Source organism: Granulicella sp. dw_53 (genome assembly GCF_018449545.1).
Classification (GTDB): Bacteria; Acidobacteriota; Terriglobia; order Terriglobales; family Acidobacteriaceae; genus Edaphobacter.
In genome coordinates, this window is the sequence record NZ_JAAVUR010000017.1 from 22788 (window position 1) to 36137 (window position 13350).

General features: G+C 54.8%; 17 protein-coding genes and 1 tRNA gene. 9 read left to right on the top strand and 9 right to left on the bottom strand.

Going from position 1 to position 13350, the window contains the following annotated elements:
* Positions 1–52: 52 nt before the first annotated feature.
* The 3 genes from fbp (at position 53) to HB393_RS21095 (ending at position 1502) form a co-directional block, all read left to right on the top strand.
* Positions 53–1057, top strand: a complete 1005-nt coding sequence (gene fbp, locus HB393_RS21085; protein ID WP_213807186.1) for a class 1 fructose-bisphosphatase — start codon at positions 53–55, stop codon at positions 1055–1057.
* Positions 1054–1335: a hypothetical protein gene (locus HB393_RS21090; RefSeq protein ID WP_213807187.1), complete on the top strand. Its 282-nt coding sequence runs from the start codon at positions 1054–1056 to the stop codon at positions 1333–1335. Before fbp ends, HB393_RS21090 begins: the two co-directional genes overlap by 4 nt.
* Before the next feature lie 91 nt (positions 1336–1426).
* Positions 1427–1502 (top strand) — tRNA-Ala (locus HB393_RS21095).
* Between the two features lie 180 nt (positions 1503–1682).
* Here the strand turns inward: HB393_RS21095 and HB393_RS21100 are convergent.
* The 3 genes from HB393_RS21100 to HB393_RS21110 are packed head-to-tail and all read right to left on the bottom strand — an operon-like array spanning position 1683 to position 3017.
* Entirely contained in the window at positions 1683–2270 is a 588-nt protein-coding gene (locus HB393_RS21100) for a site-specific integrase (RefSeq protein ID WP_213807188.1), read from the bottom strand.
* Positions 2228–2749, bottom strand: coding sequence for a hypothetical protein (locus HB393_RS21105; protein WP_213807189.1), 522 nt, complete (start codon positions 2747–2749; stop codon positions 2228–2230). Before HB393_RS21105 ends, HB393_RS21100 begins: the two co-directional genes overlap by 43 nt.
* A gap of 19 nt (positions 2750–2768) precedes the next feature.
* On the bottom strand, positions 2769–3017 hold the full coding sequence (locus HB393_RS21110; RefSeq protein ID WP_213807190.1) for a helix-turn-helix domain-containing protein: 249 nt from the start codon (positions 3015–3017) through the stop codon (positions 2769–2771).
* A 293-nt stretch (positions 3018–3310) separates the two neighbouring features.
* Here HB393_RS21110 and HB393_RS21115 point away from each other — a divergent pair, with 293 nt between their 5' ends.
* Together HB393_RS21115 and HB393_RS21120 are read left to right on the top strand one after the other, a co-directional pair.
* The gene (locus tag HB393_RS21115) at positions 3311–4297 is read left to right on the top strand and encodes a LysR family transcriptional regulator (protein ID WP_213807191.1); all 987 of its coding nucleotides are present in this window, start codon (positions 3311–3313) and stop codon (positions 4295–4297) included.
* Between the two features lie 170 nt (positions 4298–4467).
* Positions 4468–5055, top strand: a complete 588-nt coding sequence (locus HB393_RS21120) for a hypothetical protein (RefSeq protein WP_213807270.1) — start codon at positions 4468–4470, stop codon at positions 5053–5055.
* A 653-nt stretch (positions 5056–5708) separates the two neighbouring features.
* Here HB393_RS21120 and HB393_RS21125 read toward each other — a convergent pair.
* The 3 genes from HB393_RS21125 to HB393_RS21135 are packed head-to-tail and all read right to left on the bottom strand — an operon-like array spanning position 5709 to position 7328.
* A complete protein-coding gene (locus HB393_RS21125; RefSeq protein ID WP_213807192.1) occupies positions 5709–6278 on the bottom strand; it encodes a PDDEXK nuclease domain-containing protein in 570 nt (189 codons plus the stop codon).
* Positions 6279–6330: 52 nt separating this feature from the next.
* A complete protein-coding gene (locus HB393_RS21130) occupies positions 6331–6861 on the bottom strand; it encodes a DUF1016 N-terminal domain-containing protein (RefSeq protein ID WP_213807193.1) in 531 nt (176 codons plus the stop codon).
* Positions 6858–7328: a DUF6650 family protein gene (locus tag HB393_RS21135; protein ID WP_213807194.1), complete on the bottom strand. Its 471-nt coding sequence runs from the start codon at positions 7326–7328 to the stop codon at positions 6858–6860. Before HB393_RS21135 ends, HB393_RS21130 begins: the two co-directional genes overlap by 4 nt.
* Before the next feature lie 497 nt (positions 7329–7825).
* On the opposite strand from HB393_RS21135, the gene HB393_RS25385 reads away from it, so the two are divergent.
* The 4 genes from HB393_RS25385 to HB393_RS21155 all read left to right on the top strand — a co-directional run bounded on the left by HB393_RS25385 (position 7826) and on the right by HB393_RS21155 (position 11024).
* The gene (locus HB393_RS25385; RefSeq protein ID WP_213807271.1) at positions 7826–8050 is read left to right on the top strand and encodes a hypothetical protein; all 225 of its coding nucleotides are present in this window, start codon (positions 7826–7828) and stop codon (positions 8048–8050) included.
* Between the two features lie 46 nt (positions 8051–8096).
* On the top strand, positions 8097–8900 hold the full coding sequence (locus tag HB393_RS21145; RefSeq protein WP_345945365.1) for a GMC oxidoreductase: 804 nt from the start codon (positions 8097–8099) through the stop codon (positions 8898–8900).
* A gap of 648 nt (positions 8901–9548) precedes the next feature.
* On the top strand, positions 9549–9803 hold the full coding sequence (locus tag HB393_RS21150) for a hypothetical protein (protein ID WP_213807195.1): 255 nt from the start codon (positions 9549–9551) through the stop codon (positions 9801–9803).
* 213 nt (positions 9804–10016) lie between these two features.
* Complete coding sequence (locus HB393_RS21155; protein ID WP_213807196.1) at positions 10017–11024, top strand: carotenoid 1,2-hydratase; 1008 nt, start codon at positions 10017–10019, stop codon at positions 11022–11024.
* A 117-nt stretch (positions 11025–11141) separates the two neighbouring features.
* On the opposite strand, the gene HB393_RS21160 is transcribed toward HB393_RS21155, so the two are convergent.
* The 3 genes from HB393_RS21160 to HB393_RS21170 all read right to left on the bottom strand — a co-directional run bounded on the left by HB393_RS21160 (position 11142) and on the right by HB393_RS21170 (position 13300).
* Positions 11142–11792: a TetR/AcrR family transcriptional regulator gene (locus tag HB393_RS21160; RefSeq protein ID WP_213807197.1), complete on the bottom strand. Its 651-nt coding sequence runs from the start codon at positions 11790–11792 to the stop codon at positions 11142–11144.
* Positions 11793–11826: 34 nt separating this feature from the next.
* Entirely contained in the window at positions 11827–12213 is a 387-nt protein-coding gene (locus HB393_RS21165) for a hypothetical protein (RefSeq protein ID WP_213807198.1), read from the bottom strand.
* Between the two features lie 142 nt (positions 12214–12355).
* Complete coding sequence (locus tag HB393_RS21170) at positions 12356–13300, bottom strand: NADP-dependent oxidoreductase (protein ID WP_213807199.1); 945 nt, start codon at positions 13298–13300, stop codon at positions 12356–12358.
* Positions 13301–13350: the final 50 nt, after the last annotated feature.

Genomic DNA, 13350 nt, shown 5'->3' on the forward strand with positions numbered 1-13350 from the left:
TTCTGCGGCTTGTGTTGGCGCGGGTTTTTTCAAAGAGCGGAGACTGTCCACGATGGCGATGATTACGACGGTGCAACAGCATATCCTGCAGCAGCAACAGGCGGCCTTGAAGGCGACGGGACGTGAGGCGTCGGGGACGTTCAGCTGGCTGCTGAGCGGAATTACGCTGGCGGCGAAGATGGTTGAGGCTCGGATTCGGTCGGCTGGGCTGAGCGATGTCTACGGGGCATTTGGCGCGGAGAATGTGCAAGGCGAGCAGCAGCAGAAGCTGGATGTGTATGCGAACCAGGCCTTGCTGCATTGCCTCGGACTGCGGGACAGCGTCGCGGCTCTGGTGAGCGAAGAGGACGAGGAGCCGGTGACGTTTAACCGGGATGCGGAGACTGGTAAGTACATTATCGTTTTCGATCCGCTGGATGGATCGAGCAACATCGATGTGAACGTAAATGTGGGGACGATCTTCAGTGTGTTGCGGCGGTTGCCGGCGGAGTTGGGGACGCTGGAGGAGTCGATTTTGCAGCCGGGATTCCGGCAGGTGGCGGCGGGGTATGTGGTGTATGGACCTTCTACAGTGTTGGTTTATACGACGGGTAATGGAGTGCATGGATTTACGCTAGACCCTACAATTGGCGCGTTCGTGCTAAGCAACGAGCAGATGAAGATGCCGGAGCAGGGCAGCTATTACAGCGTGAATGAGGCGAATGCGGCTGGGTGGCCGGAGGCGTATCGCAAGTATGTCGAAGGGTTGCGAATGGGGGCGCTGGGGAAGGAGTACAGCTCGCGGTATATCGGGAGCCTGGTTGCTGACTTCCATCGGACGCTGCTCAAGGGTGGAGTGTTTCTGTATCCGCCGACGACGAAACAGCCGAAGGGCAAGTTGCGGTTGCTATACGAGGCGAATCCGTTGGCATTTATCGCGGAGCAGGCGGGTGGGATGGCGACGAGCGGGACGGGGCGGATTCTGGATATCAAGCCGGAAGGGATTCATCAGCGGACGCCGTTCTGCGTCGGCAGCAGACGCGAGATGGAGGCCTTGGCCGCGGCGGTGGGGAAGTGAGTGCAGCAGCGACGGCGAAAGAATTTGCCGGTGTGGTGACCGACATTCGGCTGGAATCGCGGGTGGAGGGGATCGCACGATGGCAGATGACGGTGAGCGGAAGTGCCTTTGGAGTGGGGGATATCGGTGTGCTTGAGGCGGTGGCGCGGAGCGGGACGCGGCTGGTGGTTCCAGTGTTGAGCGTGACCGTGGATGAGGACGGCGAGGTCTGGCACGTAGTGGAGAAGCCACTGGCCGCCGGGACCGAGGTGACGGGTCGCGTCGGGGGATTGGCTTAACGGGGTTGGAGGGATGGGCCAGGTGCTGATACACTCGGTGATGTTGTTCGGGTGTGAACGCAGTGCGTTTCACCTTGAGCAAGGGGGACTAGGGGCTGTAGCTCAGCTGGGAGAGCGCCTCGTTCGCAACGAGGAGGTCAGCGGTTCGATCCCGCTCAGCTCCACCATAGAATCAATCCCTTAGGTTGAAAATCCGGGAACAATAAGTGGTCCCGGATCGGCGAAGGAACAATAAAGGAACATTAGCCCCAGCTAGGCGACTTTTGCCTTAGGGAACACCCGCAGGGCAACCTTGCTGGACGCCTCCCTTTTTTCCTCGCCCACCGTCTGCGCATAGGTCCCCAGCGTCATCTCGGAGTCGAGTGACGCATGAGCTCCATACTCACATGAAGGCTTGCTCCCTCAGACAGCAGCAGGGAAGCGAAGCTCCTGCGCAGCGTGTGCCAGCCCAGCTTTGGTTTGGTGATTCCTGCCTGTTTGATAGCTGGAGCCACATTCCTCTGCCAAAGAGTACCGGGCCAGAGTGGCTGCTTTCCGAAGTGGAACTCAGAGGCAAAGACCCAGTCATCGGAGGCGGTGAAGTCGGACTTCCGCTTCCAATCGTGGAGCGCTTTGAGTGCCTGTTCCGGAATCGGGAGGGGGCGTCGTGAGGAGTCCGTTTTGGTCCCCCCTATGATGCCATCCACGTAGGAACGTCGGACATGCAGGATCGCACGCTCGAAGTCCAAGTCAGCCCACTTGAGACCGAAGATCTCGCTTCGCCTCATTCCCATCACTGCTGCAAGAAGAAAGGCCGTCCTCACCGGCTCGACGCCCCCGAGTTCGCGCAGGATAGCCGCGATCTCGGCGGGCTCCAGAATCGACGGTTCGATCGTCCTCTTCCGCACCTGCCTCACATTGGCGATGGGGTTGTTTGGGTACAATTCATAACGCATGGCGTGCCGGAAGGCAGCTCCGAACACCTCCCGAATCTTGGCTTTTGTGCCGTTGGCTTTGCCAACGAGCGGAGCCAATCTTCGACCGTGACTGCCTTGATTGACTGAAGGTTGAGTGAACCCCACTTTGGGACGATATAGTTCGTCAAAATATATTTGTATGCTTTGACGACCTTGATCGCTTTTCCGCAGGCTTCGCCCAACTCGCGTTCCTGGTAATGATCTACGAGCTCGGTGAGGGTCATGGCGATAACGGGTGCAACGGGCTCAGGTGCGTTGGCCCGTTGCCGATGTTCGTCTGCCTTCTTTTGCGCTTGCGTCTTGGTTAATTCTTTGACGGTGCCGAGAACGACCTTCCGCTGCATGCTCTTACCGTTTCTGACGGGCTCCCGCCAGCGAAAGATATAAACATCGACTCCGTTGCTTCTGTTTTCGGTTGTCAAACATCCGGCCTGATAGCGGCTTCTTTTGTGCATCATGTCACCTGATCCTTTCGGGTTAGGCGGCACGAACGGTGCTGTCAGTGTAACCCGATTCAAGCCATGCTTTCAGTTGCGCCAGCGGGAAGACGATCTTGCGCGCGCTCAAGCGGCGATGGGGAACTTTACCCTGTCTTGCCCAACGCAAGAGCGTGACCGGATGCAGCCTGGCAATTCGCGCAGCCTCCTTAGAGGTTAGGAAGATCTCGTTAGAAGCAGTATCACGCGATGAAATGCTGTTGGATGATGAAGACAAGACGACCTCCATTCGGTCTCTACATTGAGTTGCTGGTATCAATTGATGCCAGATGCCCCTAGCCTGTTCTGGAACAGACGAAGTGTCCAATATTTCTTATTGATCGGGTGATTGATTTCATTGATGGGCGTGGCTTACGCGACGCGTTTTTTGGGAGACCGTTGGAGTAAGTTTGGCCAAATGCACTATTTCTGTTGATGGCGGTGCGTTCTCTTGCCAGAATTTCCACAGGGAATTGGAAACGTTGTTTCTCTTTAGGTTTGTAGATTAGCGCAAGATTGCCATTCGTTTGAGACGGGTGCGCTATGTATGATTGGGCCGAGTTTAGACATTTTAAGTACCTGCTGGCGATTCTGGAACTGCAAGGATTCCGCGCCGCCGCAGAACAACTTAACACAGGGCAACCCAACCTAAGCATTCAGGCGAAGCAGTTTCAGGAATATGCCTCTCTCCGTCTCTATGAGAAGTCAAAGGATGGGCGCATCAGGCCTACCGAGACGGGGGTGGCGTTCCAGTTCATCGCTAAGTCTGTTCTGGAGGCGCGAGACGAGGCCTTCGAGGCTCTGGCCGCCATCGAGCGTGGGGAAATTGCCTCCGTGAGGTTTGGTTGCTCTCCATTGGTGGATCGAGCTCTATTTCAAAGCTTCTGCCAGATGCACAGAGAACTCATCCCGAGTTGGGCGATTCGTCCAGAACGAGACGACACCCTGCAGCTCGTAGAGAACGTAGTTGCCGGTGTCCTAGACGCCGCGATTGTTACCCATCCCATCAAGCATGCATTGTTACGGATCGAGGAGATCCACCGTGACCGCATTGTTGTGTGTCTGCGCAAAGATGATCCGTTGGCTTCGAAGGCGGCCTTACAGCCAATGGATCTGCAGAAAAACCTCACGATCCTATACCACCCCCAACGCCACCCCAATGCTCATGCGAGGCTCTTGGAGTTGCTTGGGGATGCGGGTATCGAGCTAGAAGAGTATTCTCGAGCGTCGCATCCCAGCGAAATGCAAACACTCGTGAAAGATGGCTATGGCTTAGCTCTTATTCGGCAGGGAACGACACTTGAGAACGAGTTGACGACGCGTCCCATCGCCGGTGTGGACTGGACGGTAGACACTGTCGTGATCTACCACCGAGAATGTCATCCTAAGACGCTTCCCATCCTGGTTCGCAAGTTCAAACGGCAGCTAAAAAAAGACGAAAAGCAAACTGCGACGAAGACCGGCTCGCCTTCAAGACAAGCAAAACAGGAATCTGCCCAACTTACGCTACTGACCGACAAGGTTTTTTAAGAGAGCCAATCAATGGAATCGATCACCCGATTGATAACAAGTATTGGACGGAACGGAGAGTAGGTCTCATGATCTCCACATGTCACGACTGTTCTCAGTCGATGGAGGTTTCAATGTCTCTTAGAAGTTCATCCATCTTTTTATGTAAGGCCTGTCTTCGTAGCGGAAGAGTGGCGTCACTTTCACCGCGACAGTTGGCTCGCGGATTGCGCCCTGTTGCGCCGGCCCTTGTCGCACTGTCATTAGCTGGCGTTGCGCACGCCCAGGGAACGATGGACTTTTCCGGGGCGCAGACGCTGATGCAAACCTTTAATATGGGTCCGTCTTCCATTCAAGAGCGAATCGTACTCTCGAATCCCACCCAGATCGTATCCAAACAGCCGGTGGGCCGCTTCGATCGTCAACGAGAACATATCCGCGATCTCGAGCAGCATGCTCAATGTGGGATGGACTCCCGTTCGATGCAGGTTCGAAATAAGGTTTTTGGTTACCAGTTCGCGCCGTTCGAAGGCATAGCGCTCACGGTCATTCGACGGCCTGATCTGCCGATGGAGATCGCGCAGATGAACAAGAATGATCTCAGCCCGCGGAACCTTTCGATACACAGCGAAGGCTTCTCCTCTAAGAGCTCAACATCGGAGTTGCGACAGGTCATTCTCTCCTGTGGTCTTTGTAGCCAGTTTGCCCTTACGTTCCAGAATTGGCAAGAAGAGGAAATTGCAGACAGCGGCATTACTACAAATATCTCCAGATTCTAATATTGTGAAAGCTTTGTTTTTTGTCCTGGATGCGCTATGTGGTGCAGCGGGAGAATCCGCTTTGGACCCAGGAAAATTAGACGGAATGAAGATCGCCTCTGGATAGAAGCGCTTGGGTCGTACGGCCAACATTGCAGATCGGACACTATAGAATCGGACTTCATACGAAGTGGCACAGACCACCGAACCATTGCCACCCCGAACGATGACGGCCCGGGTTACCGCGTAGCAATGGGGGGTCTCCCTCGACCAAGGCGTACAACGCGTCTATATGTACGAGAACGACTTTGCGGACGGGAACCGAACTGTCATGCTCCACTACGTCTTCGGTGTCAGATTCTACAACTGCTACACATTACACTTTGCGGTCTTCGCATGTCTCGCAATGCGCAGTAAAGGTGTCCCACTCCGGGATGCCATAGAAACCAGAGCTATGAAGGAAGATCGGCTAAATCTTGCGCTTGGAGAAAGGCATAAATCGTTCGGACGGGCCTCTTCAAACTGGCGCAAGAGATCCATCCCCGCTGGACAAACCGGCCACTTGTCATCCATTCCCGTCGGATACGCTGAACTATGAGGTTCCTAGTCACCGAAATCACCGGGCTTCCATTCAATCACATTTCCCTCTTATAGCTCCGTCGCTTACGGAAGATCTAGACGCGCTTGCCACGAACTCGTCTCTTAACTGCAACAGGAGAGCGATCCTCAGGCAATGCGTTCAGAAGGTAAAACTCGTGAAGTTTGACCTGGAGAAGCTTTTTGTCAGGGAGTTGCGTCTGGTATTCGGCAATCAAGGCCGGTGACAGGCTGCGACTGAGTGCATACTCCACAACTTCATCATTCTTGCCGGCGCAAAGCAGGAGGCCTAAGGCTGGTTGCTCATGCTGTTTGCGTATATCGCGGTCCAGCGCTTCCAGATAAAAGTTAAGCTTCCCAAGATATTCCGGTTCGAACTCTCCGACCTTCAGTTCAATCGCGACAAGACAATTAAGGCCTCGATGGAAGAAGAGCAGCTCGAGCGCAAAATCGCGTCCACCGACCTGAAGGGGAAATTCGGAGCCGATAAAACAGAAATCGCGCCCCAACTCGATGAGAAAGTTCTTTAGTTTGTCCAGTAGAGCGCGGTGCAGGTCTGCCTCAGCATGAATCGGTGAGAGGCCCAGAAGTTCCAGGCTGTAGGCAGCCTTGAAGACACTGAGGGCTTCCGGATGTATTTGTCGCACCGCTGGCGAGACTTTTGGTGGTCTAAGCACAACCCGCGCAAACAGGGCGGCATTAAAACTGACGTTCCAGCTCTCGTTTGCTCCACCGCTCCCGAATGGCCACGCGCATATAAAATTCGCCTTCCTCCTGGCGTTTGCTCTGCCCGAGGATAATGAGGTGATGCGACCACGGCAATTGTCGTACCAGCGGTGCGACTTTCTTATCCCCTTGGTAAGTCTCGTAGAACTGCCTCATCCGGAACAGGTTGGCTCTAGTGAAGCCTCGTGGCCCTGGTTGAGTTCGGGCTATATATGCAGCGAGCTGGTCGACGACACCATCGCCCCATTCCGCCGCTTCGATCTTACGGCTGATCGTCGCTCCCACTTCCCAGTAGAGATCGATCAAAGCGGTGTTAACCGCTTGCAGAGCCTTTTCGCGAGACGCAGAAATGAGTCGGACGACCTCGGCGAAGGTCGCTTCGTCTTTCCTCGTTGCCCTTAAAACGATCGATTTAGACTTGGATGGCAATCGTTGATCTTCCGTTTCCATGATAGCCAAGCCGTCCCAAAGCGCCAAGCCAGAGATGAGAACAGGATAGTTCATGCCTTGGGTAGCACCTGCGCTAAATCCTTCTCAACATCGATCTCCCATTTCACAGCCATCAGAGCGACATGATGTCCAACGGTCGCGCGAAGTTCTCCAAGCGACATAAAGAACTGGAGTGTCTGCATAGAATAGCGATCTTGAAAATCGAGATCTTGCCCGGAGGCTGGAGTATTGTCCAAAAAGCTACGGCAGGCCGAACGGATCGCGGCCAAATGTTTGTAGAGATCGGAACCCTCCGTGACTTCAGACAATTCATCGGTCATAAATTTTCGGATCTCAATTGCCGAAAGGGCGCAATGCCCAGGATCTTCACAGGCGCAGGCATTGAACAACATCCGCCGGTCTTCAAGAAAACGTATCACTTTCTTCGCGATAGCCACGTCTGCTTTCTTGGGTATCCAGCCCACGGTAAAGAATGGAACCCCGACGCTATTGAGGCGAGATGCTATTTCCGAAAATTTCATAGGTCCTGGTCGCCCTTGTATAGAGTTGCACGAAGCATACAGCGATTAGGTAGTTTTCGGAACGGCCAGACATAAGTTGCCCAACGACCCGAATGGGCTTTGGAGGCCGGTAGGTACAGAGGCAGCAAGTTCCTTTGTGTCTACGCTCTTCGCCAGTCAACTCTGTGGATCTTCTTATTCCACATGTTTTGCTCGCAACTCCATTGCGGATCCCCTGGAGAACAAGCCGAAGCAACCCCCGGGTAGCGCTGTCGCGCGGCTTGGCCCCACTTCGGTTCGCAAGGGTGGGCGGCCCATAGAACGGGCCTTGCGGAGTCCGTTCGGATAAGCGCTGGTGGCGTGCCAAACGAAGGTGCGTGTTTGGCACTTGCCACGCCACCACTCCGGTCTCCCCACCCTTGCTTCCTCGCTCTGCTCTGTCTCCCGATGGATCGTTTTTTGTCCCGCTGCGCTGTGAGAAACGAGAAACGCCCATCGGGCAGACAGAGGCAAAAACAATGGAATATCAAAGCAACATCAACAACAGCGCATACTCCGACAGCAATGACGCAGCCAGCAGTAACGCTGGCAACCCACCTTCCGGTAGAAAAAACCGGAAGCCTGCATACTCACAACAGCAAACCACCAACCAGAGACAGACCGCACAGCAGATCATTAGCGCCAATGTGCAGAGCCTCATCGAGCAGCTAGAAGCTGGACACTCCGAAGCACTCACCGCCTAATCGGACCACGGGGGGGGAGATAGACTATGGAGGCGATATTCGCCGCATCAGCGCGGGCCTCGAGGTTGTCCTGTCGTCCGGTGCGATCAATACTCCAAAGATCCTAATGCAGTCTGGAATCGGAGATGAAGTCGAACTCAAGAGGTTCGGGATTCCTCTCGTCCAGCACCTGCCAGGAGTAGGGCAGTCTTTTCAAGACCACTTCGTGATCTTTGGATGTATTTGGGAATATCGACAACCGACGGTGATTCCGAACGCCGCCCGGGCGGTTCTCTCCTGGAAAAGCCATCCTCGTCTAGATACGCCGAATATCCAAATCGCCCAGAGCGATGGAGGGACCATTCGGAGCGAAATGAACGAACTGGGCCTGCCAGCGAATTCTTGGTGGTCGCTTGCCCCGGGGGGCGTAAGACCGCAAAGTCGAGGGTCCCTCCGTCTGACAGGCCGAGGCCCGCGCGATCCAATTCAAATTGAAGCAAATATGCTGTCGCATCCGGAAGACCTTGAGGCGGCCATCGCCTCCGTTGAACTATGCCGTGATGTGGCGGACTCAGATGCACTTCGACCGTTCAATAAGCGCGAATTAATGGCGGGAAATCTAAAGGGTGTTGAGCTCGAAAACTTCATTCGACAAAGAGCCGTTACATATTGTCATCAGACATCTACAGCGAAGATGGGGCGCGATTCTATGTCGGTTGTAGATGGCAGACTTAAGGTTTACGGCGTGAGCAATCTTCGTATCGCTGATGGATCAATTATGCCGCGTGTAACATCCGGCAACACGATGGCCCCATGCGTCGTCATAGGTGAACGCGCCGCAGAGCTTATCAAGCTAGAACATGCAGTCTAAAGCGCGATGAATGCCAGTTGATAACCAGCCATTCGCTAAGCGAAACCTAATGATTCCGTTCCTTCGGAAGCGAAGAATTCGTACCCGGAGACGCCAAAAGGCAATATGTAATTTATTCACTGCGGCCATGGAGAGCCGGCAGCTGCACGACCCCCGTCATGATTCCATCTGCTAGTGCACCTCGGCCCAAAATCGCACCCTTAGAGCCGCGCAAGGTCGCGATCAGAGCAGAAATGATGCTCGGGGAAAGCATAGACATTAACCCAGAATCGAATGGATACACCGTGACTAAACTCAAACGGATCGGGAGTTTGCTTTGATCCGGGCGGGTTGGGCAGTAGCGGTCGCTATCGTAGCAATCTTATCCATTCCAAGTCATGCCCAACGCTTGGTGGATGGCCCGCAGCCACAGTTGGCTGACCGCTCCCACATCTGGGCTCACTCCACCACCGACGAAGCGAGCCTTGTCCAGCGACAACGAGTCGAGTCAGCGGCATGGTGGACCAGCCGCACCGATCTAGCCATGGGAAGCGCCCAACTCCCGTTCGGCTCATGGATTGGAATTCAACTGAACGATTCCTCCATGCCCGCTGCCGATGTTACGAGGAATAGATCCTCCCAGGAGCTATCGTCAATCACTCCTCCGTCATGCTGGTCTTCTCTGTGGGTGTGGTCGGAGTTACCGAAGGAGCGGCGTGGCTGGCTCACCGGAAAAGCTGGAAGGAGACTGAGGTGATGGTGAGGATGCTGCAGGCAGGGGATTTGTTGTTTACGGGCCGGGCAGTGGTCAGGAATTACCGGTTGGACGTGGAGAAGGTAAGCAATGTGGAGTCGGAGGGCACAAAGATAGGAGGCGGCAACGGGGAAGACTTCAACAATCAACTTGTGAGTGTGGGGCGCTGATAAGCGACAAGGAACTCAGAGATTACGTGCGACCGTGATCGCAGATCCAAAGCAGTCTCCTTCTTCCCACCGCATACATGCCCACTGATCGTTTGCGCAAACAAGGCCGTTAAGGAAAGTTCCATAGAGCAGAATTCGAATGAAACGACCGCTCCTGTTCTTATGTAAGTTTCTGCTCAATTCAAATTACTACCGTATCTAAGGAGCAACATCATGAAAGCTGTCGGCATCGCCGTGTCCATCCTCTTTTTGACCAGCTTTATAGCCAACTCGGAGGCACAGTCATTGCAAGCGACATCATCGACGGATGTAGTCGCGAAAGCAAATCGGAAACCGCCCGTCATCAAGTTTCCTCAGGATTTGTACGATCACCCCACTTTCCAGACGGAGTGGTGGTACTTCACGGGAAATCTTCATTCACGGAATAATAAGGAATACGGCTTTGAGCTCACGTTTTTCCGCACCAATCAGCCAACTGGCGCGCCAGCTGGCGAACCCCAAGTCCAGCCGGTGATCTTTGCCGATCTTGCCGTCAGCGACATCAACGGGCAGCAGTTCTTCTTCCACAAGTCTCTCGCTCCTGAGAAAAGCCCGCTCGCAAGCATCACTGAGAAGCCATGGTCCATTCAGCTGGGGCCTTGGCAGCTAAAGCAGCCGCTTTCGGCGCTGGGAGTATTTCAGCTCAAGGCACGGCAGGACGATTTCGGAGTAAACCTGTTCTTGCAACCTCAGGTTCCCCCTGTTCTGCACGGCGACAAAGGTTTGTTTGAACTGGACGGTTCGGATGGGCAGGGCTCTGAGTTCTTCGAGTACTACTCGATTCCTCGATTAAAGGCAGCCGGATCGATCACGGTGAACGGGGAGGCCATTCCCGTCGAAGGTCTAGCCTGGAACGACCACGAGTACTTTACTCTCAAAGCGGGTCAAGATACCTTCCACAGCGCAGTAAGTAATGCTGATTATCCGATTGCATGGACCACGGACCCATTCTTCCTTTCCGTCTTTGAAGCGAAAGAAGTGAGCCTCACCGGTAAGGACAGAGAAGTACTCTGCCGACGTATGGCTGTGAACCGGTACGCTCTCGCCGGGGGCCAAGGTCAGCCCATTGACCGAGAAGGACATGGCACTGTCTTCGGCCTTTACCTTCCAGACAAAGTGCGCGCCTGCAACATCGAACTTCTCACCCTCATCTACACCGATCTTGCGAACTCCTTCCACTGAAGGAATCCTGTGAAGCAACTCGTCCATTCTCATCCCCTTGGTTTGTGCACATGCATGCTGGTTTGTGTTGTCGTCTCGCACGACAGACACGCCGCGAGACGTTGTTGGATCCGGTAATTACCCAACCGAAGCCACAGAGGCATGTTTGGCGCCGCGGCTCCGCTTTGTATAAGGGGCCGCGAGAGAGTCACTATGGGATGGCCAAGCGTTCATCGCCGATCGCGCAAGCGCTCTCAGTTCTCTTCTCCCTGCGCCACCCTGCCCCTCAAGAGCCATACCCCAAGCAACCACCATGACGTAGTTTGCGAGAGCCTCTGCGCTGGTACCTACAGGGAGATCGTCTTCAGCAATCGCCTTTTGGAAACGTTTGCGCAGAGCCTTCTTTCGGAATTCACGATGTTCTTTCAGCTCTTCGCGTATACCGTCCCCATCAGCTATCCATGCACTGTTCATTGCCAGACACCCCGGAGGGTGATCTGGCGACGACAGGAGGTCTGCATAGCCAAACAAGAGTCGCTCTGCGACCGCGCGGGCGGTCTTTTCTTCGAGTGCCTGAGCTGCAAATCCAAGGTACTGCTCCCGATAGCGTTGCAGAACCAGACGAAAAAGAGCGGCCTTGCTTTTGAAGGCGATGTAAAAGCTGGGCGGGTTGATCCCCATGCCTCCCGTGAGATCTGCAAGGGATGTTCCTTCGTACCCCTTTTCCCAGAAAAGCTTCGCCGCAACTTCAATCGCCGTGTCTACATCAAATTCGCGCGTTCGTCCCATCTCTGCACCTTTCTTCTCTCGCGTGGCCCTTCTTTTAGAGTGACGCCGTAGACGACTCCTGTTCCTCAAGGGACGGATAGGTTGTGCACCCGTCTGGGCCACCCTGATAGTAGGTAGCCATATTGCCTTCAGCGAAGGGGGTGTTTCTAGAAAATCGCCCGGGGAGGTGCGACACAGAGCCCGAATGCGCGATTTGAACGTAGACCTTTCCGCCATTGTTGTGAACGACGGACGTAACCCGCGCCCATGCTTCCACCCGCTGATTGTTGTAAATACTTGGAACGCGAATGCTGTCGATGGCCTGCTTGCTGATATACGCTCCACCTGTGATGATCAAACCTGCCGAGGCTCTTTGAGCGTAGTACTCAGCTTCGAGAGTTCCTGGCGCGCTCTCCGGTGATTTCGTCCTTCCTCGGGTCATGGTGCCATGGCGATGCGATTCTTCAGTTTCAACGACCCGAGTGTGTAAGAAGCTAGGGTAGCCTCTGTCCCATCGACATTCTGTTCTGTGCTCATGCAAATTCCTTTCAGGTGCGGTGAGAGATCGCTGGGCAACGTTCGTCTCAAACGTTTAACGTGTTGTTATCGAAGCGAGTAAGAACCAGCTTGCCTGCGACGTGTCGCTTCTCTGCGACCCTATGTGCTTCGGCAGCATCCTCCAACGCGAAAGTCTGAATAGGGGGAGTACGGACTGCTCCTAGTTCCAGCAGTTCCAGCACGCGTTCGAGGTGGCGACGATCTCTCCGAACATCTGGTCGCACCGCGCGCACATCTTTTCTAGGCGACACAAAATTCTGGGACGCAGGAGCAATCCAGATGAGCCGTCCGGAAGGTTTGAGAACCTCGTAGGACTGCACCTGTGTCTGTCCGCCCACGGTGTCGAAGACCACATCGCACGGAGGGGAAGCGATACGGAAGTCTTCCGTTGCATAGTCGATGACACGTTCGACTCCCAGGCGTTGCACAAATTTGCGATTGGACGCGCTGGCGGTCGCGATGACTTGGGCACCCAAGTAAAGCGCCAGTGGAACAGCAAACGATCCGACGCCACCGGCCGCACCATGGATTAGAACGGTGTCGGCGGGTTGCACTTGAGCGGTATCTTCTAAGGCCCAAACAGCTGTAATGCCCGTCAAGGCTACTGCCGATGCCTCAGCGTGCGAGAGCCAATGCGGTTTCCTGACCACCAGATGGGCAGGCAGCGCAAGCTGCTCAGCGTAGGTACCGTCTCTTCCTTGATCGAGGACGCCAAACACCGACTCTCCACACGCGAGATCAGATACTCCCGGCCCGACTGAGCTGACCACCCCAGAGAAGTCCCTGCCGAGTACGTGTGGGAAGGATGCTTTGTAAGCTCCTGTCCCGCTGCGTGTCTTGGCGTCTACTCCATTAATGCTGGCCGCATGAACATCGACAACGACTTCCCCTGGAGCGGCAACAGGGTCGGCCAACTGAGTAATCTCCAGTACCTCCGGCCCCCCGTATTTGCGGAATGCGATCGCTCTCACGCTGCTGTACCTGTGAGCCGCTACCTTTTCTGTAGTGACTCATAAGAAAA

Bases quoted from the DNA above. Each gene is read 5' to 3' on its own strand.
- HB393_RS21115 (WP_213807191.1), top strand. From the start codon at position 3,311: ATGTATGATTGGGCCGAGTTTAGACATTTTAAGTACCTGCTGGCGATT.
- HB393_RS21160 (WP_213807197.1), bottom strand. From the start codon at position 11,792: ATGGGACGAACGCGCGAATTTGATGTAGACACGGCGATTGAAGTTGCG.
- HB393_RS21105 (WP_213807189.1), bottom strand. From the start codon at position 2,749: ATGATGCACAAAAGAAGCCGCTATCAGGCCGGATGTTTGACAACCGAA.
- fbp (WP_213807186.1), top strand. From the start codon at position 53: ATGGCGATGATTACGACGGTGCAACAGCATATCCTGCAGCAGCAACAG.
- HB393_RS21130 (WP_213807193.1), bottom strand. From the start codon at position 6,861: ATGAACTATCCTGTTCTCATCTCTGGCTTGGCGCTTTGGGACGGCTTG.
- HB393_RS21100 (WP_213807188.1), bottom strand. From the start codon at position 2,270: ATGCGTTATGAATTGTACCCAAACAACCCCATCGCCAATGTGAGGCAG.
- HB393_RS21165 (WP_213807198.1), bottom strand. From the start codon at position 12,213: ATGACCCGAGGAAGGACGAAATCACCGGAGAGCGCGCCAGGAACTCTC.
- HB393_RS21110 (WP_213807190.1), bottom strand. From the start codon at position 3,017: ATGGAGGTCGTCTTGTCTTCATCATCCAACAGCATTTCATCGCGTGAT.
- HB393_RS21150 (WP_213807195.1), top strand. From the start codon at position 9,549: ATGCTGGTCTTCTCTGTGGGTGTGGTCGGAGTTACCGAAGGAGCGGCG.
- HB393_RS21155 (WP_213807196.1), top strand. From the start codon at position 10,017: ATGAAAGCTGTCGGCATCGCCGTGTCCATCCTCTTTTTGACCAGCTTT.
- HB393_RS25385 (WP_213807271.1), top strand. From the start codon at position 7,826: ATGGAATATCAAAGCAACATCAACAACAGCGCATACTCCGACAGCAAT.
- HB393_RS21135 (WP_213807194.1), bottom strand. From the start codon at position 7,328: ATGAAATTTTCGGAAATAGCATCTCGCCTCAATAGCGTCGGGGTTCCA.